19 protein-coding genes and 1 tRNA gene are annotated in these 20156 nt (G+C 67.5%); 13 read left to right on the top strand and 7 right to left on the bottom strand.

Going from position 1 to position 20156, the window contains the following annotated elements:
- The first annotated feature begins 3 nt into the window (after window positions 1-3).
- Genes GQ464_RS01575 through GQ464_RS01560 form a run of 4 tightly spaced genes read left to right on the top strand, consistent with a single transcriptional unit; the run spans window position 4 to window position 4184 of the window.
- Window positions 4-1512, top strand: coding sequence for a leucyl aminopeptidase (locus tag GQ464_RS01575; RefSeq protein WP_166976595.1), 1509 nt, complete (start codon window positions 4-6; stop codon window positions 1510-1512).
- 42 nt (window positions 1513-1554) lie between these two features.
- Window positions 1555-2613, top strand: a complete 1059-nt coding sequence (pdxA, locus tag GQ464_RS01570) for a 4-hydroxythreonine-4-phosphate dehydrogenase PdxA (RefSeq protein ID WP_228350506.1) — start codon at window positions 1555-1557, stop codon at window positions 2611-2613.
- Between the two features lie 50 nt (window positions 2614-2663).
- On the top strand, window positions 2664-3443 hold the full coding sequence (locus tag GQ464_RS01565) for a class I SAM-dependent DNA methyltransferase (RefSeq protein ID WP_166976594.1): 780 nt from the start codon (window positions 2664-2666) through the stop codon (window positions 3441-3443).
- A gap of 48 nt (window positions 3444-3491) precedes the next feature.
- Window positions 3492-4184 carry a cell division ATP-binding protein FtsE gene (locus GQ464_RS01560; RefSeq protein ID WP_166976593.1) on the top strand — a complete coding sequence of 231 codons (693 nt, stop codon included), beginning with the start codon at window positions 3492-3494 and terminating at the stop codon, window positions 4182-4184.
- Between the two features lie 35 nt (window positions 4185-4219).
- Here the strand turns inward: GQ464_RS01560 and ribD are convergent, their stop codons facing one another.
- A complete protein-coding gene (gene ribD, locus GQ464_RS01555; RefSeq protein WP_228350505.1) occupies window positions 4220-5359 on the bottom strand; it encodes a bifunctional diaminohydroxyphosphoribosylaminopyrimidine deaminase/5-amino-6-(5-phosphoribosylamino)uracil reductase RibD in 1140 nt (379 codons plus the stop codon).
- A gap of 181 nt (window positions 5360-5540) precedes the next feature.
- On the opposite strand from ribD, the gene GQ464_RS01550 reads away from it, so the two are divergent.
- The 3 genes from GQ464_RS01550 (at window position 5541) to GQ464_RS01540 (ending at window position 7690) form a co-directional block, all read left to right on the top strand.
- On the top strand, window positions 5541-6653 hold the full coding sequence (locus tag GQ464_RS01550) for a hypothetical protein (RefSeq protein WP_166976592.1): 1113 nt from the start codon (window positions 5541-5543) through the stop codon (window positions 6651-6653).
- Between the two features lie 105 nt (window positions 6654-6758).
- Complete coding sequence (locus GQ464_RS01545) at window positions 6759-7529, top strand: lysophospholipid acyltransferase family protein (RefSeq protein WP_166976591.1); 771 nt, start codon at window positions 6759-6761, stop codon at window positions 7527-7529.
- A gap of 88 nt (window positions 7530-7617) precedes the next feature.
- Window positions 7618-7690, top strand: a tRNA-Gln gene (locus tag GQ464_RS01540).
- Between the two features lie 146 nt (window positions 7691-7836).
- Here the strand turns inward: GQ464_RS01540 and GQ464_RS01535 are convergent.
- The 6 genes from GQ464_RS01535 to GQ464_RS01510 form a co-directional block, all read right to left on the bottom strand.
- Window positions 7837-9168: an FAD-dependent oxidoreductase gene (locus GQ464_RS01535; RefSeq protein ID WP_166976590.1), complete on the bottom strand. Its 1332-nt coding sequence runs from the start codon at window positions 9166-9168 to the stop codon at window positions 7837-7839.
- Window positions 9169-9179: 11 nt separating this feature from the next.
- Entirely contained in the window at window positions 9180-10058 is an 879-nt protein-coding gene (locus GQ464_RS01530; RefSeq protein ID WP_228350504.1) for an alpha/beta fold hydrolase, read from the bottom strand.
- A 26-nt stretch (window positions 10059-10084) separates the two neighbouring features.
- The gene (locus GQ464_RS01525; protein ID WP_228350503.1) at window positions 10085-10633 is read right to left on the bottom strand and encodes a DUF3237 domain-containing protein; all 549 of its coding nucleotides are present in this window, start codon (window positions 10631-10633) and stop codon (window positions 10085-10087) included.
- Between the two features lie 450 nt (window positions 10634-11083).
- Window positions 11084-13216 (bottom strand): AAA family ATPase, encoded by a 2133-nt coding sequence (locus GQ464_RS01520; protein WP_166976588.1) that lies wholly within the window; start codon window positions 13214-13216, stop codon window positions 11084-11086.
- 105 nt (window positions 13217-13321) lie between these two features.
- A complete protein-coding gene (locus GQ464_RS01515; protein WP_166976587.1) occupies window positions 13322-13954 on the bottom strand; it encodes a response regulator in 633 nt (210 codons plus the stop codon).
- Window positions 13951-16560 (bottom strand): PAS domain S-box protein, encoded by a 2610-nt coding sequence (locus GQ464_RS01510; protein ID WP_166976586.1) that lies wholly within the window; start codon window positions 16558-16560, stop codon window positions 13951-13953. The genes GQ464_RS01515 and GQ464_RS01510 overlap by 4 nt, the downstream gene beginning before the upstream one ends.
- 346 nt (window positions 16561-16906) lie before the next feature.
- Here GQ464_RS01510 and GQ464_RS18975 point away from each other — a divergent pair, with 346 nt between their 5' ends.
- The 6 genes from GQ464_RS18975 to GQ464_RS01480 all read left to right on the top strand — a co-directional run bounded on the left by GQ464_RS18975 (window position 16907) and on the right by GQ464_RS01480 (window position 20121).
- Window positions 16907-17284, top strand: a complete 378-nt coding sequence (locus GQ464_RS18975; RefSeq protein ID WP_228350502.1) for a Rho termination factor N-terminal domain-containing protein — start codon at window positions 16907-16909, stop codon at window positions 17282-17284.
- A gap of 89 nt (window positions 17285-17373) precedes the next feature.
- A complete protein-coding gene (locus GQ464_RS01500) occupies window positions 17374-17637 on the top strand; it encodes a hypothetical protein (RefSeq protein ID WP_228350501.1) in 264 nt (87 codons plus the stop codon).
- A gap of 19 nt (window positions 17638-17656) precedes the next feature.
- The gene (locus GQ464_RS01495; protein ID WP_228350500.1) at window positions 17657-18841 is read left to right on the top strand and encodes an AI-2E family transporter; all 1185 of its coding nucleotides are present in this window, start codon (window positions 17657-17659) and stop codon (window positions 18839-18841) included.
- Between the two features lie 195 nt (window positions 18842-19036).
- Window positions 19037-19183, top strand: a complete 147-nt coding sequence (locus tag GQ464_RS01490; RefSeq protein WP_166976583.1) for a lmo0937 family membrane protein — start codon at window positions 19037-19039, stop codon at window positions 19181-19183.
- Between the two features lie 51 nt (window positions 19184-19234).
- Entirely contained in the window at window positions 19235-19459 is a 225-nt protein-coding gene (locus tag GQ464_RS01485; protein ID WP_166976582.1) for a DUF3185 domain-containing protein, read from the top strand.
- A gap of 5 nt (window positions 19460-19464) precedes the next feature.
- Window positions 19465-20121, top strand: coding sequence for a hypothetical protein (locus tag GQ464_RS01480; RefSeq protein WP_166976581.1), 657 nt, complete (start codon window positions 19465-19467; stop codon window positions 20119-20121).
- Window positions 20122-20156: the final 35 nt, after the last annotated feature.

Genomic DNA, 20156 nt, shown 5'->3' with positions numbered 1-20156 from the left:
CCTATGAAGATTTCCGTTACGACCATCCCGCTGCGCGAGCTCGACGTCGACCTGTTGATCGTCCTCGTGCCGGAGGACGGGGTGGAGGCCGCGCTGGCGACGTTCCGGGAAGTCCTCGATCCGGTGGTGGCGCGGAGTGCCGCCGACGTGAGCGGGGCGCTGGAGAGCGGGGTGTTGCTCTATCCCGAGCAGGCCCGGGCACGCCGGCTGGCCCTCGTCGGGATGGGGCCGGCCGCCGCCGTCACGGCCGAGCACCTGCGCCGGGCATCGGCCGCGGGGGTGGACTTTGCCGAGAAGGTGAAGGCCGAGACCGTCGGCCTGGCCGTACCCGAGGCGGATCTCGCCGGCCGCCTCGACGCCGAAGTGGCGAGCCAGGCCCTGGTGGAGGGCTTCATGCTGGCCGCCTATCGTTTTCGACGGTACAAGACGGAGGAGAACGCGTGGGCGGGCCCGCAACGGCTCGTGGTGCACAGCGCCGGGGAGGATAAGGCCTGCCGCCGGGGCGCCGAGCGGGCCCGCATCCTGGCCGAGAGTGTCTACACGGCGCGCGATCTGGTCAACCTCTCGCCGCATGAGAAGACGCCCACCCTGCTGGCCCGCGCCATCGAACGCTCGGCCAAAAAGTACGGCTACGAGGCCGACGTCTGGGACAAGGCCCTCATCGAGCAGGAAGGCATGGGCGGGCTGCTGGCCGTCAACCGGGGCAGCACCGAGCCGCCGACGTTCACCGTCATGACGTGGCGGCCCGAGCAGGCCGTCAACGACCGGCCCGTGGTGCTCGTGGGCAAGGGCGTCGTCTTCGACACCGGCGGGCTCTCGCTGAAACCGACCGAGGGCTCGATGGAGTTCATGAAGTCGGACATGGCGGGGGCGGCGGCCGTCGTCGGGGTGATGGAAGCCCTGGCCCGGCTCGAATTGCCGCTCTACGTCGTCGGCCTCATTCCGGCCACGGACAACCGCCCCGGCGAGAACGCCTATGTGCCGGGCGAGGTCGTCCGCATGCATTCGGGCAAGACCGTCGAGGTGCTCAACACGGACGCCGAAGGGCGCATGATCCTGGCCGATGCCCTCTCTTACGCCCGGACCTACCGGCCGGAGCTGGTGATCGACCTGGCCACCCTGACCGGGGCCGCCGTGGTGGCCCTCGGGGACGTGTGCGCGGCGGTGATGACGAACGAGGGCGAGGGCGCCTCCGAACGACTCGCCCGCATGCAGGCCGCCGGCGAGCGGAGCGGCGAGCGCGTGCACCCGCTCCCCATGTTCGAGGACTATGACCGGCTGCTCGAAAGCCCCGTGGCGGACCTGAAGAACATCGGCGGCCGGGCGGCCGGCTCCATCACGGCGGCCAAGTTCCTCGAACACTTCGTCGCGTACCCGTGGATCCATCTGGATATCGCCGGGCCTTCCTTCCTCAAGGAGGCCAAGCCGTACCGGCCACGGGGGGGGACCGGCTTCGGGGTACGCCTGCTCGTGGAGTTTCTCCGCGACTATGCCCGTCCTCGCAAGCGTTGAGGCCGGCGGCGAAGGGGTGCGCCTGTGCCGGGTGAGGAGGCCATGATGGAAAACGAGACCGCATATCGGGACGGACCGGGCCGGCGGCCCCGCCTGGCCATCACCCTCGGCGATCCGAACGGGATCGGCCCCGAGGTGGTGCTTCGCTGCCTGGTGGATTCGCGCCTGATGAAGTACATGCAACCGGTCATCATCGGTTCGGCCGACGTGCTGCGGACGCACGCCCGGGTGCTGGGCCTGTCCCTGCCCGAGCTGCAGGAGGTGCGGGACGTGCCCGCCCACTGGCCGGAGGACGTCCTCACGGTGCTCGACGCGACCGGGGGAGAGTCCTGCCCGGTAGAGTTCGGGCGCGTCTCCGCCGTCGCCGGGCGCCTGTCCATGCGGGCCGTCGCCCGGGCCGCAGACCTGTGCCTGGAAGGCAGGGTGGACGCCATGGTGACGGCGCCGATCTCGAAGGAAGCCATCAACCGGGCGGGCATCCGGGAGCCGGGCCACACCGAGTTCATCGCCCGGCGGGCCGGCTGCGAACGCTACACCATGATGATGGTGGCCGACCGGCTGCGCGTCGGCCTGGTGACCGGCCACGTGCCGATCTGGGATGTCCCGAAGCTGGTGACGAAAGAGGCCATCCTGGACAAGGTGGACATCATCAGCCGGAGCCTGTCCGAGGATTTCGGGATCGCACGCCCGCGCATCGCCGTGCTCGGCCTGAACCCGCACGCCGGCGACGGCGGGGTCATGGGGCGCGAGGAGATCGAGGTCATCCTCCCGGCCGTCGACGAGGCGTGCAACCGGGGCTACCTGGTCTTCGGCCCGCTGGCGGCCGACGGGTTCTTCGCCGTGGGTGCCTACCGGCAATACGATGCCGTGCTGGCCATGTACCACGACCAGGGCCTCATCCCCTTCAAAACCCTCGCCTTCGATGCCGGGGTCAACTTCACGGCCGGGCTGCCCCTGGTGCGCACGTCGCCGGACCATGGCACGGCCTTCGACATCGCCGGGCAGGGCAAGGCCTCCCCCCGCAGCATGCGCAGCGCGATCTTTCTCGCCATCGACATCGCCCGACGCCGCGCCGCCCACCGGCCCCGCAAGACCGGTTGAGCGGGCGCGGCCCGCCGGGCCGCAGACAACCCGAGCCCCGACGCCCGACCATGCCGACTCCCGTTTCGAAAGAACCTCGTCAGGTGCCGCCCTACACGGTGCTGGCCGCCGGCTACGACGTGGTGATGGAACACGTCGATTACGCGCTCTGGGCGGCCTACGTGCACGAGTTGCTCGAACGCCACCACGGCGACGTGGAGACGATCCTCGAACTGGGGTGCGGAACGGGTTCGCTTGCCTTCGAGCTGGCCCCGCTGGGGCCGTATCGCTATGCCGGCACCGACGCCGTGCCCCAGATGATCCGCGTGGCCCGGGCCAAGGCCGAGCTGCTGGGGCCCTCCATCCAGTTCGAGGTCGCCGACTTCACCAACTACCGCGTGCAAACGCCCGTCGACGCCGTCGTGCTGCTCTACGACGGGCTGAACTATCTTCTGGAAGAAGCCCGCCTGCACGATCTTTTCCGGTGCACCTTCCGGGCCCTCAAGCCCGGCGGCCTCTTTGTCTTCGACCAGAGCACCCCCGCCAACTCCCTCAACAACGAGGCCTTCTTCGAGGACGAAGGCGGGGCGGATGCGTTCGCGTTCCGGCGTACGAGCCATTACGACCCCGGGCGCCGCCTGCATACGACGACGTTCGAGATCACCGTGGCCGGGCAATCCTTCTTCGAGGCGCATGTGCAGCGCGCCTATACGATGGAGGAAGTCCGCGGGCCGGTCGAGGCGGCCGGGTTCGAGGTCGTGGCGGCCTACGACGGGTTCACGCACGAGCCGGCCCACGCGGATTCCGAGCGGATCCACTGGGTCGCACGACGGCCGCCGGCCCGTCCCTGAGCGGGCGAGGCACCGCTTCTCGCAACGTTCGACACCTACGGAACCATCGTGATCGAGCTACGAAACGTCACGGTTTCCCATCCGCTCCCGGACGGCTCCCGGCGCACGGTCTTCGAAGACCTCTCGCTGCGCATCGACCGGGGCGAGATGGTCTACCTCATCGGCCCCACCGGCAGCGGCAAGACGACACTGCTGCGCCTGATGTACATGGACCTGAAGCCGGATGCCGGGCTGGTCCGGGTAGGGGACTACCGCAGCGACACCATCCAGCCCCGCGAAATCCCCTACCTGCGGCGCTCGCTCGGGATCGTCTTCCAGGACTTCCAGCTCCTGCCGGACCGGAACGTCTTCGACAACGTGGCCTTCGCCCTCTACGCCACCGGGAAGCGGGGCGCGATGGTGAAAAACCGGGTGCTGCAGGTGCTGGCGCGGGTGGGGCTGAGCCACAAGCGCAAGCGCTATCCGCACGAGCTCTCGGGCGGTGAACAGCAGCGCGTGGTCATTGCGCGGGCCATCGTCAACGAGCCGTGGATCCTGCTGGCCGACGAACCGACCGGCAACCTCGACCCCGCCGTCGCCGACGAGATCCAGAAGCTGCTCCTGGGCCTGCATCGCCAGGGGATGACGGTGCTCATGGCCACACACGACTACCGCCTCGTCCGAAAATTCCCGTCCCGGACGCTGGCCTTTCTCAAAAGCAAGCTCGTCGAAGTCGACCCCGCCACCCTGGGTGTGGAGTGAGCAAATGGCCGGGGCGTTGTGGGGCCATGGTGCGTTTACGAAACAGGATGGCGGTAGCCCTGGAAGAGCAGGTCGTCGCCGGTGCGGGTCCAGCGGTGTTCGGCGAAGGTGCGGGCTTCGGCCATGCGCTCGGGGCCGGGAAGGGAGAGCGCGGGTAGCCCGCCGCCGAGGACTCTGGGGGCGATGAAGACGAAGTAGCGGTCCACGAGGTCCTGGGCGAAGAGGGCCGAGGCCAGGCCCGGGCCGGCTTCGACGAGGAGGGACTGGAGGGGACGCCCGCCGTCGCGCCCGCCGTCCCGGCCGAGCCGGTCGAGGAGGGCCGGGAGGTCGAGGTGACCGCCGGCGGTGGGGAGGTGCAGGAGGGCGCCGCCGGCGCGGAGGAGAGCCCGGGCATAAGGCGGGGCAGCCTCCGGCCCGACGACGGCGACGGTGCGGGCGGCATGCTCGTCGGTGAACAGGCGGAGGGTGGGGGGGAGCGTGCCGGTGCGGTCGAGCACGAGGCGTGCCGGCTGGCGCCCCGCGACGTGGCGGACCGTCAGGGCCGGGTCGTCGGCGCGGGCCGTGCCGCTGCCCACGAGCACGGCATCGAGCTCGGACCGCCAGCGGTGTACGAGCCGCCGGGCCGCCTCGCCCGAGATCCACCGGGCATCACCCGTGGCGGTGGCGACGCGGCCGTCGAGCGTCTGGGCCACCTTCAACGTGACGAGCGGCCGGCCTGTCCGTACGTGGTGGACGAACGCCTCGTTCAGCCGGCGGCAGGCCGCCTCCAGCACGCCGGTCGTGACGGCTACCCCGTGGGCGCGCAGGCGGGCCAGCCCGCGCCCCGAGACGGCGGGAAAGGGGTCCTCCATCCCCACCACCACGCGGGGGATGCCCTTCGCCACGATGAGGTCGGCACACGGCGGCGTCTTGCCGTGGTGGCTGCACGGCTCCAGGTTGACGTAGAGGGTGGCCGTGTGCAGGGCTGCCGCGCCGTGCCGTCGTTCGGCCTCCTCGATGGCGAAGACCTCGGCGTGCGGGCCGCCGTAGACCCGGTGCCAGCCTTCTCCCAGCCGTCGCCCGTCCGGCCCGACGAGCACCGCGCCCACCATCGGGTTCGGGCTGACATGCCCGGCCCCCCGCGCCGCCAGCTCCAGGCACCGGCGCATCCACCGTTCGTGCGTGTGTTCGGGCATGCCGTGTGGACCGCGCGTGCACGCGGCGCATGATGACGAATCAGCGTGCTCCGCGAACTTCGGTATTACGGTTCACTCCGGCAAGGGATTTCCCCACCGGCGTGGGGCAAGTGGAACGGAAGTTGTCGAAACACGGGGAACGACGCACGAAATCTTCACGGATGCTTCGGGGCGGCTTCACATGGTCAGGCGGCTCCTCCTTCACATCGGTACGCACAGGACGGGCGCACGGGCGCTTCAGCGGGTGCTCGCCGGGCAGACCAACCTCCTGCAAAGGGCGGGCTATGCGTTCTGGCCGGCGAGCCCGGCGTATCACCGGACCCTGCACGCGCTCGAGCCGGCTTTCAAGGTGAGACTCGATCTGGAATGTGATCGGGTGGAGGCACTGGCCCGTCGTGTCCGCGCCGGGACGCTCATCTGGAGCTGCGAAGGCTTTTCCGGCAGGGCCTGTAACGGCTATGCAGACGCCGGTCGCCTGGCGCACAACCTCCGGCACGTCACCCGTTCCTTCGAGACGGACGTGTTCCTCTATGTACGCCGCCAGGATCTCTTCCTCGAGTCGCGTTATGCCGAGGCCGTCCGGGCCGGAAAGACGTGGGACGCCCGCACGTTCTTGGCCGGCCTCGACCCGGTCACCTACGACTGGTACCGGCTGGCCGAGGCCTTTGCCGCCTACTTCGGCCGCGAGCGGGTACACGTGCGACCCTACGAGCGGGCTCAGCTTGCCGGGGGCGATACCGTGCTGGATTTTTTCACCGTCGCCGGGATGCCGTGGCCGGAAGAAGGAGAGCCGTCGTCGCCGGTGGGAGTGGGCTACGACCGGGTGGCCGTGGAGATCGCGCGCCGGTGCAACGCCGTCTTCGACGGGAACGAGCGGAAGCTGCTCGCCCAGCTGTTGCAGGCGACGGGAGAGCGCCGCCCGCATGGGCCCTTCTCATTGTTCGATCCGGCCACCCGCGAGCGCCTCGTGGCCGCTCATGCCGCGTCGAACGCCCGTCTGGCCCGTGTTTTCCTCGGTCGCCGGGACGGCGTGCTTTTCCGGGAGCCGGTGTGCGCGGAACCGCCCGTTCCCGTGGCGCTGGCCGAGGTCGCCGGGCGGTTGCGTCGCACGGCGGCCTTCTGGCGGGAGCGGCTGCCCGAACCCCAGCGGCGGGGTATGCTGGAGCCGTTCCTGCAGCGGGTGGCCTCCGTGCTCCGGGCGTCGTTTGCCGGGGCGGAGGGAGCCGCTACGGTCGCACCGGTGCCGGCCTGGGGTGGGCGCACAGGGCACCTCGCGCAGGGTCGAGGGGCCTGATGCATTCGCGGGGGGAGCCAGCACCGCGCGGGCCGGTGAAACGTCCGTGGCCGTCCGGACGTTTCTTTCCGGTTCCCCTGTGTCGCTCAACCCGAACGATCCGTCATGACCACCCTCCGCTCCCTCTGGGTCTGGTCTTCCAATGTGCTCCTCATCCTGCTCTGGCTGCCACTGCTGGCCCTCATCCGCCTGTTCGACCGGGATCCGGCCCGCTATACCACGGGTCGGTGGTTCCGGCGCCTGGGGGCGGCCATGACCCGGGTCAACCCGTTCTGGCGGGTGGAGGTCTCCGGCGAGCGGATCGAGGACCCGCGCCGTCCCTATGTGGTGGTATGCAACCACCAGTCGAATGTAGATATTCCCGTCATCAGCCGGTTGCCCTGGGACATGAAGTGGGTGGCGAAGGCCGAGCTGTTCAGGGTACCGGTGGTGGGGTGGATGATGCGGCTGGCGGGCGACATCCCGGTGGAACGGGGCGAGCAGATGAGCCGGGCGCGGGTGCTGGTGGCGGCGCGACGGGTGCTCGAAAACAGGTGCTCGGTGATGTTCTTTCCGGAGGGCACGCGCTCCCGCGACGGACGGGTTTATGCATTCAACGACGGGGCTTTTCGCCTGGCGATCAAGGCCGGCGTGCCGGTGCTGCCGCTGGTGCTCGACGGCAGCTTCAACGCCCTGCCGAAAGATAGCTGGCGTTTCGGAGAACCCTCGACGATCCGGCTCAGGGTGCTGCCGCCGGTGGAGACGGCCGGCCTTCGCTCCGGGGACACGGCCGCGTTGCGGGACCGGGTTCGGGGGCAGATCGTCGCGCAGGTGGCCGCCTGGCGCGGGGTGCCCGTCGAAGCCGTCGATGCCCTGGCAACCGTGACGGACGTTTAAGAGTCGATAAAGATCGGTGACAGCCGGGGCGGCGGGGAACCGTTCGTTTGCGAATCGCGATAAACCGCCGTAGCTTGCAAGCTATCTTTGCCCTGTAGCTCAATTGGCAGAGCACCTGACTCTGGATCAGGGGGTTCCAGGTTCGAATCCTGGCAGGGCAGCCTCGCAGGACGCCCCGAATCGGCCGGACCTTTTCGGGGCGTTTTCATGTCTCGGTGGGACGTGACGAGAGACGCCGGACCGGTGATGCGTGCTCGCACGGACCCTGCCGGTGGTCCGTTGCCCGGGCTGCCCTGCGACGACAGGGTTAAGAAGCGTGACTGCACACCCGCCACACGATGCCCGGCCGCATCAGGCTCTGGGGCGGCGCCACCAGGCCGGCCACCTCGTTGAAGGCCCGGGCCACCACCGGGTCCCGGTGTGCCGCCTGGTGCAGCCGCGCCATGTAGGCGTTGATGAAGCGGATGGCCGGCGTGCGTTTCCCTTCCGCTTCCGGGAAGCGCAGGTCGCCGCTCACGACGATCTGCCAGGGCATGTCGATGCTCCGCGCCACCCGGCGGAAGAAACGCCGCCACAACGCTTCGTTTCCCCGCCGCAGTTCATCCTGCAGGTCGCGCGCCTCCATGGCCGCCACCGACATTCCCTGACCATAAATCGGGTTGAAGCTGCACAGCGCGTCCCCGAATACCAGAAAGCCTTCCGGGAAACGAGTCAGCCGTTCGTAACGGTGACGCAGGCTGGCCTTGAAGCGGTAGGTGATGATGTCTGACAGCGGCTCCGCATCTTTTATCATGTCGTAAATATCGGGAGCAGCCAGGCTCCGGGCAAAGGCCAGAAAACCCGCCTCATCCGACGGTGGATAATCGCCTCGATACCCGACCAAGCCAACGATCCAGCGTTCGCCTTCCTGGGGCAGCATCACACCGCCTCGCTTCAAGTGAGGTGAAGGCGTAATCAGGATCGCTTTGACGCCGTTCTGCTGCTCCAACGGGCGGCGGTAAAGCCGGGTGCTGTAGCCCACATGGATGGTCACCTGCTCCTCCTCCGGCGGGGCGTAGCCCATCTCTTCCAGCCATTTCGGCGCCCGGGACCCCCGCCCCGTGGCGTCCACCACCAGATCCGCCTCCAGCACCTCTTCGGCGCTGCCGCCGGCCCGGCGCAGCAGGCGCACCCCACGCACCCGCCCGCCGCGCTCCGACGGCACCAGCCCCAGCGCGTCACACTGTTCGATGGCCATCACATGGGGCAGGGCCAGCAGCCGCTGCCGCACATACCCTTCCAGCAGGGGCCGGCTGACGCACAGCGCGCCGAGACGGCCGTCCTCATTGGTGAAACGGGCGTGATAGCCGCCGCCGTCGAACCAGATCAGCTCCTTCTCGGGCCGGTCGAGGAATGGCGCGCCCCGTGCCATCAGGTCGGCGGTCAGGCCGGGGAACATGCCCTCCAGAACCTCACCGCCCCGCAAGAGCAGCACGTGGGTATGCCAGCCCTGGGGTACCCCCTTGCGGTTCTCGCCGATGGGCGGGAAGGCGTCCCGCTCGATGAGGGTCACCTGCTGGTAAAAGTCGGCCAGCGCCCGGGCGGCCAGCAGCCCGCCCATGCTGGCGCCGATGACGACGGCATGGTTTCGACCTGACATGGTTGTCTCCTTTACGCCTCCGGTTGCTTTTGCAAGAACGGAATGAGCGCACCGGCCACCGATTCCGGGTCGTCGGCGAAGGGCCAGTGGCCGCTCTGCTCCAGAATGACGATCCGGGCACGGGGAAAGAACGCCCGCTGGCGCTCCGCGAAACGCACCGGCACGTACGGGTCGGCCGCGCCCCAGATGACCAGGGCCGGCACGTCCAGTTGCCGGAAGAGCGGCCCCAGCATTTCGGCCATCTGGCCGGGGTTGTTCGTGGCCCGGTAGAGGCGCAGCACCGCCCGCTTGGTGCCCCGGTCCAGGTCGCGGTACATCCGGTCCACCATGGCTTTGGGCAGGCCGCGGGGGTTGCCGTGCCGGAGCGACAGGCCGAAGGCCGTGCGGGTGGTGGTGGCAAAGAAGAGTTCGCCGAGAAGCGGCGTGCGCCAGATGCGGGCCAGGTAGTGCCAGCGGTAGCCGGGCATGAGGCCGATGTTGATCAGGGTCACGCTGAGGAGCCGCTCGGGATGCTGGGCCGCCCAGGCCAGGCCCCACGCCCCGCCGAAGTCGTGCAGCACCAGGTGCGCCCGCTGCACGCCCAGGTGGTTGAGGATGCCCTCCAGGTGGCGGGCGTAGCCTTCCACGGTGTAGTCGAAGTCTTTGGGCTTGTCCGCCTGGCCGAAGCCGGGCATATCCGGGGCCACGGACCGGGCGAAGCTGCCCACCCGGCCCACCAGGTCGCGCCAGTCCTCCGACGAGCCAGGGTTGCCGTGGACAAAGACGACGGCTTCATCGCTGTGCCGGTTGCCGCTCTCCAGATAGGGGGAGCGGATGCCCTGGTGGATGACCTGGCCTCGGTTCACCTCAGCCGAGTTGGTGGTTGTGGTGGTGGATCTTCTCATGCTCATGACGATTGCCATCCTTCCCTGCAGCTTCAACGAATGGCGTAGACGCTCACCTTCACCCAACCGGGGCGAAATTCACCTACCCCCACCGTGAGGGTGCGATTGAGCCAGGCGTAAGGCTCGGCGCCGGCCTCGAATGTGTAGGCCACACGGAAATACTGTTCAGAAGCGGGCACCGGTTTTCCTTCCTGCATCTGCTGTATCCCCTGGGGAGTCAACGAGAAGTAGCCGCGACCGGCGGCGCTAATCAGGTTCCCGTCACGGGTTCTGGCCACGGAGCGAATATCCAGCAGCAGGCTGCCGTCCTCCCGCCGGAGCACCCAGTCGTTGCCTCCAGGAAGGATTTCAGCCTGGAGGTGCGGTCCTTCGATCGAACCACTCCGAATGGGATAGACCTCTCGCTGTCCTGCACCGGTTGGTCCGATGACGAGGGACGGCTCCAACTCCACGGTGACATCAAAGAGCCACTCGTACACAAGGGGTCTTTCGGGCTGCGGGGCTTCCTTCTGGGCATATGTGGTTACCGGAATGAGGGCTGAGAAGGTAGTCGCGATGAGAAAAAGGGGGAGTCTGGTCATAACGGCACCTCTGCAAACGTTCACGAACGATCGTTTTACGGCCTCCCGCCACCTGCGTTTGGCCGGTTTACTTGTTGCCGGGATGACGATAGCGCCGGCTTTTGCCAGGGTGCCAGGCGAAAACCTGCCGAAATATTGCTAACCCTTTCAGGATTAGGCAGAAGAAGTGGGGTAGGAGTGTCAGTTACTGATGTTACGCAGTTGAAACCTGTGGGATAGCAGGACTACCCCTCCGTCGCTTCGCGACACCTCCCCTTCGCATGGGGAGGGACTTTTCAGACCGCGTCGTGCCAATACAAGCCCTTCCCCCTGGCCGCCCCCGGCGGCCCTGCAGGGGGAAGGTCCCCGAAGGGGGGATGGGGGTCGCCCTCTCCCTGGTCGAGGGGCCCGCCACGAAGCGAAAGGAAAGCAACGTGACGGCTTCGTCGCCTACTGCGTAACATCAGTCAGTTATACCCGTTCGTACGCAGACACAGGCCCGCCGTACAGCTCCTGCCGCCACAGCCACTCGGTGACGCGTTCGATGCCTTTGCGGAGATGATAACGGTAGGTGCTGAAGGGCAGGTCGAGCAGCTCGGCGGCTTTCTCCTGCGATGGGGCCGGGCGCAGGTAGGTGCGCCGCAGGGCCTGATAGAGTTTATCGTCTTTCGGATGACCCTGCATCATTTTCGCCGCCTCTTCGATCAACTCCTGCAGGTCTTCGGTATCCGCTTGCGGTCCATAACGATCCCTGAGCAGCCGGGAACGCATCAGGGGGTTGGCGCTGAGCCGATCCGGGCGGGCGAAATCACGCAGCGCCCGGCGCACCGCCTCGGCAAATTCCGGCTGGGAGAGCACCAGCAGCGGCGGGGAAGCGGGCTGGCCGACGGGCTCCGGCCGCCAGTCGGCGGATAGGCTGAGGGCCCGTTCCTCCATCACTTCGTTCCAGACCGGCAACGGCTCCACACGCCAGTCGTGGGCAAAGCCGCCGTAACGCCTGCCACCCACCTCGAAATCGGCCTCGGCAACGCGGCAGAAATTGATGTAAGTAAACACGCCCTCCCAGGCAGCCGGATCGGCCATACAGCAAAACGTCCAGGCCAGGTTGGGGGTGGTCAGCCAGGTGACTACGGTGTTCAGGGTGATCATGTTGTGGGTCAGGGGGGCCTGATACACCTCGCGACCCATCCAGAACCGAGCAATCTGGATGCGTTCGCCGGGGCGAAGGGGGCCGTAGCGCCGCATATAGGCCCGGATAGCCTGTAGCGCCGGGTCGGCCTGCTCGTCCCGGGGGGTGACGGTGTCGAGCAAGAGGTTCGCGGTAAATCCTACCGGGAGAGCATCAGCTCCTCGAAATATCACGAAGGCCTGGGGCTGGTGCTGCAGCCAGTAGGCGGCAATGCGGGCCGATTCCGGGCCTTCATGCTGCTCGACCATGGCCAGGATGTGGGCGTGATCTTGCGGGGTGGCCGGCTCGTGATAGGCACCCCCCAGGGCCCGCCAGTCGTAGAAGGGCTTCATCAGGGGGTGGTGGCGTTGCAAGTAGATCAGGTCGAAGAAAGCCTGTTGACGGGCAAGACCGCTACTGTGCCAGAAGCGACGGGTCAGGTGGTGGCGCACCTGGCGGTAGAGCCGCCGCCAGACTTCGGGATTGCGCCAGCGCAGGTCGGCTTCCACGGCGTCGCGCACCAGGTCGTGGGGAAAGACGCCCTCCGGGCCGGTCTCGATGAAAGAGAGTCCGCGCAGCCAGGCGAAGAGGGGGGGCGCGGCTTCCTCTCCCAGCACGTCGACCAGCAAGGCTTCGGTGGTTACGCGAGCCAGGGCACAGGCTTCGAGGGCCTGACGATGCTCGGGGGTGGGCACGTCTTGCAGGAAACGTTGCATCAGCAGGTGGACCACGTCTGGAGCGTGTTCGAGGCTGATGGCTTCCGCCCGGGTTGTGCCCAGCATCAGCCAGTCGGCGAGCAAGACCAGGGCCAGGGGATGCCCGTAGGCGACGTCGAGAATTGCCTCTTGAAGCATTCCCGGCACATGCAGCGTGGTCAGCAGCTGCCGGCTTTCTTCCGGGCGCAGGTTGCGCAGGGAGACCACGCGCGCCAGCTCGCGCCAGGCGGGATCGGTGTACCAGGGTTCAGAGGGCGGCTGGCGGCCGGCCATGACCACCAGCAGCTGCGCAGGCAACGCCGGCAAGAACGCCTCGCGCAGCCAGTCATCCAGGACCGCCAGGCGCTCATAGGTGTCGAGGAGGAGCACGGCGGGGGGCAGATCGGCCAGGGCGTCCAGGGATAAGGGAGGCACATCCGGGTCAATGGCCTGCGAGAGGGCAAGGAGAAAACCTTGCGGGGAGGGCTCCATGTCACGGCCGTCCAGCCGGTAAACAGAACGGCCCTGTTCGGCCGCCAGCGTGGCATATTCGCGGAGCAAGGCGGTCTTGCCGACCCCACCGGGGCCGAACACGTACAGCACGGAGAAGCGTGCGCTCTCGGACTGGAGCGCCTGCGCAAAGAGCTCCAGTTCGGCACGGCGCCCGACGAAATGCCGGTAACGTGCCCGATCGGCACGTTCGCCGAGCAGGGAAAAGTTTTCGCTCCGGTTTTCGACCATGCGCGTGCCTCGCAGGCCCGTTCGTTTCCCTGCCGGAGTGCCCGGCTTCGGCCGCGGCAATCAACCCCTCGTGAACCGTAAATATACGCCGGGGACCGGGCCGTGTCAGTGGATCAGGGCGTGCTCCAGGGCATAGCGGGCCAGTTCCGCGTTGCTTTTCATGTTCATTTTTTCCAGGACACGCGCCCGGTAGGTGCTCACTGTCTTGACGCTCAGCGAGAGCATGTCGGCGATTTCCGTGACGGACTTGCCCTCGGCCAGCAGGCGCATCACCTGAAACTCGCGGTCGGAGAGCGTGGCGTGCAGGGGCAGGTCGGGGTCGGTCTCGAGCAGGTCGAGGAGGCTGTCGGCCATGGCCGCGCTGACGTAGCGCCCGCCGCCGGCCACCTTGCGGATGGCCTGGACGAGCTCTTCAGCCGTTTTCTCTTTGGTGAGATAGCCGGCCGCGCCGGCCCGTAGCACGCGAAGGCCGTACTGCTCCTCGCCGTACATGCTCAGCACCAGCACGGGCAACGACGGGAACTCGGCCTTGAGTTGCTTGAGGGTGTCCAGGCCGCTCTGGTCCGGCAGGTTCAGGTCCAGCACGACGACGTCGAACGGCTGGCGACGGACCAGGTCGAGCACCTCTCGGGCCGTGGCGGCCTCGCCGGTGACCTTCAGGTCCATCGTTTCGGAGATGATCTGCACCAGACCACGCCGCACCACGGTGTGGTCGTCCGCTACCAGGATGCGTGTCATGAGGGTTGAGCTTGTTCAAGCGGTTGGGTTGAAACGGGTTCGAGGGGCACCTGGACCGTAACCGTGGTGCCCTGCCCGGGATGCCCTTCGAAGTGGAGTTGCCCGTTCCAGGGGAGGAGACGCTCGCGCATGCCCAGGATGCCGAGGGATTTGGCCTCGGACAGGTCCTCTTCCCGGATGCCGCAGCCGTTATCCTGCACGATGACTTCCAGGCGGTCGGAGGTCTGGCGGATGCGGAGATGGACGGCGGTGGCACCGGCGTGCCGCGCCACATTGGTCAGCAGTTCCTGCACCACGCGGAAGATCGCGGTGGCCTGCTGGGTGTCGAGCGGCGGCGCCTCGGTTTCGGCGTCGAAGGTGCAGGCGATGCCGGTACGTTGCTCGAATTTCTGGGCCTCCCATTCCAGGGCCGCCACCAGGCCCAGGTCGTCGAGGACGCCGGGGCGCAGGTCGGCGGCGATGCGGCGCACCACCTGTACCGTATCGTCGAGGGCCTCTTTCATGAGGGCCAGGCGTTCCTGCAGGGCGGGCGACGGGTTCTCCAGCCGGCGTTCGAGCATGCTGACGTCCATCCGCAGCCCGGTCAGGGCCTGCCCGAGGACGTCGTGGACCTCGCGGGAGAGGCGGGTGCGTTCTTCTTCCCGGATCGACTGGAGGCGTGCCGCCAGCCGGCGCAGCTGTTCACGGGACCGGCGCAGGAGGACCTCGGCCTCGTGGCGGCGCGTCACGTCCCGGATGACCGCGCTGATCAGGCGTCGCCCGCCCATGGTGATCGGGCCCGAAGAGATCTCGACGTGAAACGTGGTGCCGTCCTTGCGCCGGTGTTGCCGTTCGTTGATGTAGAGGTCATGGTCGCCTTTTTGCTTCACGCGTTCGATGGCCCGGAGCGTCCCCTCGGGATCCGTCGACAACTCGGTCGCCTGCATGCGGCGTAGCTCCTCCAGCGAGTAGCCGTAGAGCGCCTGTGCGGCCTGGTTGGCGTCGAGGATGCGCAGCGTCTCGGCATCGACGAGGAGGATCGCGTCCTTGACGGCCTCGAAGAGCATCCGGTACCGTTCTTCGCTGATGCGCAGCTCGTGTTCGGCCTGCCGGCGCCGGGTGATGTCGGCATGCGAGACGACGACCCCGCCCCGTTCCTTGAACGGTACCACCGTCATCAGGTACCAGACTTCTTTCCGGTCGTCCGGACAGGGATACTCCATCTCGAAGTAGGCCGTCTTGCCCTGCAGCACCGCCTCGATGCCGTGGAGGGCCCGGCGGGCATAGTCGTCCTCGTCCGAGGCGCGCCGGCAGATGTCGAGGTAGTTGACGCCGATGCCGGTTCGCGCAAACGTGCCGTTTCGCCGGCGGGCCTGCTCTTCCCAGGCCCGGTTCATCGCGATGATTTCGCCCTTGGGGTTCAGGACGGCGATCAGATCGTGCAGCGAGGACAGGATCCCGGCGTTGAGGAGCTGGCTGGCCCGCAGGGCTTCCTCATAGCGTTTGCGCTCGGTAATGTCCTGGATCTGGACGACCAGCAGCCTGGAGGCGCCCTGTTCGATGGCCGACACCGACATGAGCCCCCACTGGGGACGATCCTCTGCGTGGAGGAACCGCTTCTCGATCTGGAAGGTGTCGCGCTCGCCGTCGAGGACGGCCTGCAGGAGCACCTGCTCTTTACCCCGGTCTTCGGGTGGGAAAAAGTCGTGCAGGTTGCAGCCGATGAGCTGTTCGATGGGGCGGCCGAGGAACCGTGCCAGCGCCTGGTTGGCCTCCAGGATGTTGCCGTCGGGGGTTGCCAGGGCCTTGCCGATGGCGGCATGCTCAAAGGCGTCCCGGATCATCCGCTGGCTGGCTTCGAGGGCTTCTTCCACCCGCTTCTGCGTGGCGATGACCTGCCCTTCGACGAGGAATCCCGGGTTCGTTTCGGCGTCTGGGAGTGCCTGGATGGTGAAACGCACCGGCAGGGGGGCCTCCGGAGTATCCAGCGTGGCCTCGAAGTGTGCCGCCTTGCCGGTGCGGGCACGCTGCAGGGCGCGTCGTATCTGTGGCGGCGTGCCGGTCGGGTCGGTCCACCGGCTGCTTTCCCAGAGGCGGCGGCCGTGCCAGGCGTGGTCGTCGGGCCAGCCGAGCAGCCGGCGGGCCTGGGCGTTGAGGTCGAGGATACGCCCCCCGGTGTCGAGGAGGGCCAGCAGCTGGGTCTGGTGTTCGAACAGGTGCCGGTGGGGCAACCGGGACGGGTTCCAGAGCGCGGGGTGCCCCTGGATGCGGGCGAGCAGGCGCCGGAGGGCCCGTGCGTCGAGGGCGGGCCGGGCCAGCACGTCGAGGGCGCCGGCCCGCAGCCAGGCGGCTTCGCGGTCGGGGTCGTCCCGGTCGAGCAGGATTGCAAAGGGGCCGGCCTCCAGGTGCGGGGGGAGGGGGGGCTCCGGAGCGGGCAGCACGCCGGGATCCAGGAGCAGCAACGGCGTGCGTTCGTCTCCGTCCCGGAGTCCGGGCGCTTCGGGGGAGGCGAACGTTACGGCGAGGGGGGCATCGTACGTTGCGAGCCAGCCCTTGAGCGATTCGTGCCAGGGGGGGCGGGCCACCACAACCACGTGCAGGCTACTTTCCTTATCGTACATCTTCATCTGTCAGGACCATGGTTGTCTCGCCACGGAGCGGCGGGGTAAGGGGAGAAGGGGCCCGTACCCGTCCGGGCGCCGCTCGGGGCACCGGGGTCCGATGGGATTCTTCAGCAGCGGCGTGGTCTGGCGAATTATGGGCCGGGAAAACTACGTTTTTCCAGCTGTTTCTTCTGTAAGAACGGCCTGCAGGCCTGTGTAGGAAAACGCTGACAGGCAGGCAGGAAGGGATCTGACGACATCCCGGTCGCTGGGCTGACGCCAGATTGTCCGGCCCGCCTACGGCACCGGGGTTCTTCGAGGCCTAATTTGGACCCCGAAACCCTTCCGTTCAACAGAACCGTTTCTGATCATGCATCACACGTTGGCTCGGATCCTTCCTTTCGCGAACCGTTCCTCCCGGCTGGGTCGTCTGGAGATTCCTCGCTCGCTGGCGGCCATCATGCCGGCGCACACTGCAAACGGGCGGACGCGCCTGCTGGTAGGGGTCACCACCGGTGTCCTGGCCCTGATCGGGGTTGCCGGCAGCACCTGGTATTATAAGCTTCGCCGGCGGGAGAACGCAACCGGTCCGGCGACGTCCGGCGCCGAAGAGGCCGATACGCGCCCTTATGCCATGCGTACGCGGGATGAGTTGTATGAAATGGCACAGGAACGTGACATTCCCGGCCGTTCGCAGATGACCAAGGCCGAGCTGGTCGAGGCGCTGCGCCGGAGCGCGGCATCGTGAACCCTGCACCCGGCAACGCAATGGGCTCCTCGAATACACCGGCGGGCACGGACAGGGTTCTGTCCTGGATGCTGCGGCTGACTGGCGCGATGCTTACGCTCAGCGCGCTCTTCCTGCTGACCCGGAACTTCGTGTTTCGGGGTCACGCCGTCTGGCTGATGCTGCTGGCGGCCGGTGTGGGGGTGGTCACCCTCGTGCTCGGGTGGTGGTCCGGCTCCGGTTTGTCGCGTCCGGGGGGATCGGAGCGCGGGGCGTACGGGTCCCTGCGGGTCCGGCCCGGGCGACAGGGCGGGAGGAAGCCCGGGCCGGACCTGGTGCCGGTCGGCGAGGCGGAGCAGGCGGCAGGTGAATGACCCTTTTCCCTTTTCCGGCATGCTCTCCTACAGCGCACAGGGACGTCGTGACGGGGAGCCGGTCGAAGCGGCCGGCTCCCCGGATCCGGTGCGGGGAGACACGCAGGAACGCCGGGTCGAACCGCCCGACCTGACCTTGCTCACCCGCCGGCTGCACGGCCCTCTAGGGGTGGTGGCCGTGAGTACGCTGGGGCTGTTCACGCTGGCGTTCTTCTACGCGTGCTATGCGGCACAGCCGGTTTTCATGTCCCTGGTCATTGCGTTGCTGCTCAACTTCCTGTTGAGCCCGGCCGTGGCGGCCCTGCGCCGCCTGGGATGTCCCGAGCCGGTCGGCGCGGCCGTCATGATGCTGCTGCTGCTGGGCCTGACGGTCACGGGTGTGTATCACCTGGCCGACCCGGCTTCCGAATGGGTCGAACGAGCGCCGGAGCGACTCCGGCGTGCGGAAGAGCGTCTCCGGGCCCTGCATGCCTCAATGGCCCGGCTGGAGGAGGCAACGGCGAGCGTCGAGCAACTGGCGCAGGGAGGCAGCGCCCGGGCGTCCGCGGAACAAGTGCCGGTAGCCGGCACGCCGCTGCTCCAGACGATCATGAGCCAGACGTTCCAGGGGCTCGTCGGCGGGGTTGTCCTCTTCTTCCTGACGTACTTCCTCCTGGCCGGGGGCGACCGTTTCCTGCGGCGCCTGGTGGCGACGCTTCCCCAGCTCCGGCACAAGCGGAATGCCGTGGTCATCATCCGCCGCATCGAACACGAACTCTCCCGGTATTTCCTGCTCGTCACGCTGATCAATGCGGGGCTCGGCGGTGCGGTGGCCCTGGCGCTGTATCTGCTGGGCATGCCCCACCCCGTGCTCTGGGGCGTGCTTGCCGGTGTTCTGAACTACGTACCGTATCTCGGCGGGCTGGTGGGCATCCTCGTCATCGGGCTGGTGGCCCTGATAAGCTTCGATACGCTCGGGGAAGCCCTTGCACCGCCGCTGGCCTATCTGCTCCTGAACACCCTCGAGGCGTACGCAATCACACCGGCCATCATGGGACAGCGCCTGCGCCTCAACCCGGTGGCCATCCTGGTTTCCATCATCTTCTGGGGATGGATCTGGGGCGTGGCCGGGGCCATCCTGGCCGTCCCGTTGCTCGTCTCCATCAAGATCGTCTGCGACAACGTGCGGGTGCTTTCGGCCGTGGGGGCTTTCCTCGGCCGGTAGGCCGGTGCAAGCTGTAGGACAAATCCGGCATCACCGCGGTACCTCGTCCGACGTTTGATCCCCGGTCTTTCCGACAGGCGGTACCTGGGCCGGCCTACAGCGTGGGCGTTGGAGCGCCGCTAGATTGTCTTCCGTCAACGGGCCGTTGTTCAGGCCCCGGACCGTTTCCGTTAACCTGAATCCGTGAGGTACCCGATGCTTCGCCTGATTCTCGTACTCCTCATCGTCGGCTGGTTGCTGGGATTTTTCGTGTTTGATCTCGGCGCCCTGCTTCACCTGCTGCTCGTCGTGGCCGTGATCGTGTTGATCGTGGATCTCGTGCGGGGCCGGCCGGTCGTCTGAAGCCTGCCGTCATCTTTCCTCCATCCGTTGTACCACCAATCCTCTGGAACCATGAAAGGCACCGTGTGGATCGGCATTATTCTCATCGTGCTCGGGGGCATCATGCTTGTCTTTAAAGGCATCACCTATGTGAAAGACGAGACGGTCGTCGATGCAGGCCCCATCGAGCTCGAAGCCGAGCAAAGGGAAACCATCCCGTTTTATCCCGTGCTGGGCGTGATCGCCCTGGTGAGCGGGGCCGGTTTCGTCATCTATGGTATTCGAAAACAGTCCTGAGCGTCATGGAGATGCACGTGTCGTCCTTTGTCGTGTTGCGCGGGCGTCGTCGCCTGCTTTTCGTGGCGCTGCTGGTGCTGCTGGGCGTGTCCATCGTCGTGGCGGAAGTCTGGCTTCCGGGGCGTCCCTTGGAGGCCACCGCGAGGCCGGAGGCTGAAGCGCCCGTTTCGGTGGCGCCGGCATGGAGCCGGCAGGCGCTGCCTGCCCGGGACGGGGTGCGTCACGTGCTGACGGCGCCGGGAGGGCACACCACCATCGAGGTGGTGATCCGGCGGTGGCAGGAGGACGTGCCCGGGGCCACCGACCCCGTCGCCCGGCGCGATGCCCTCTTTGCCCGCCTGATCCGGTGGCTGGAGCAGGACGAAACGCTCCGGCGATCCTCGTTCCGGAGACTCCCGGTATCCCGTCTGGCGGAGTACCTGGCCTATCGGGTGCGTTACGTCGGGCGGTCGCCCGGCGGCGAACCGGTGCAGGGGACGCTCGCGCTGGTACTCCCGGCCGCCGGAGCGCCCCTGCTGCTGGACGCCCGCACCAACGGGCACTATGGACACCTGAACGCCGCCCTGCCCTTCATCCAGGCCCAGGTGGAGCACTTTGTGGCCGGTGCGGCGATGCCGGACCGGGAAAGCCTGGCCCACCGGCCCGGAGGGGGATCCGGTTGACCGGATGCAACGAAAACCTGTACGTACAAACAGTC

Source organism: Rhodocaloribacter litoris (assembly GCF_011682235.2).
Classification (GTDB): Bacteria; Bacteroidota; Rhodothermia; order Rhodothermales; family ISCAR-4553; genus Rhodocaloribacter; species Rhodocaloribacter litoris.
This window is presented reverse-complemented; position numbering and strand designations above follow the sequence as displayed.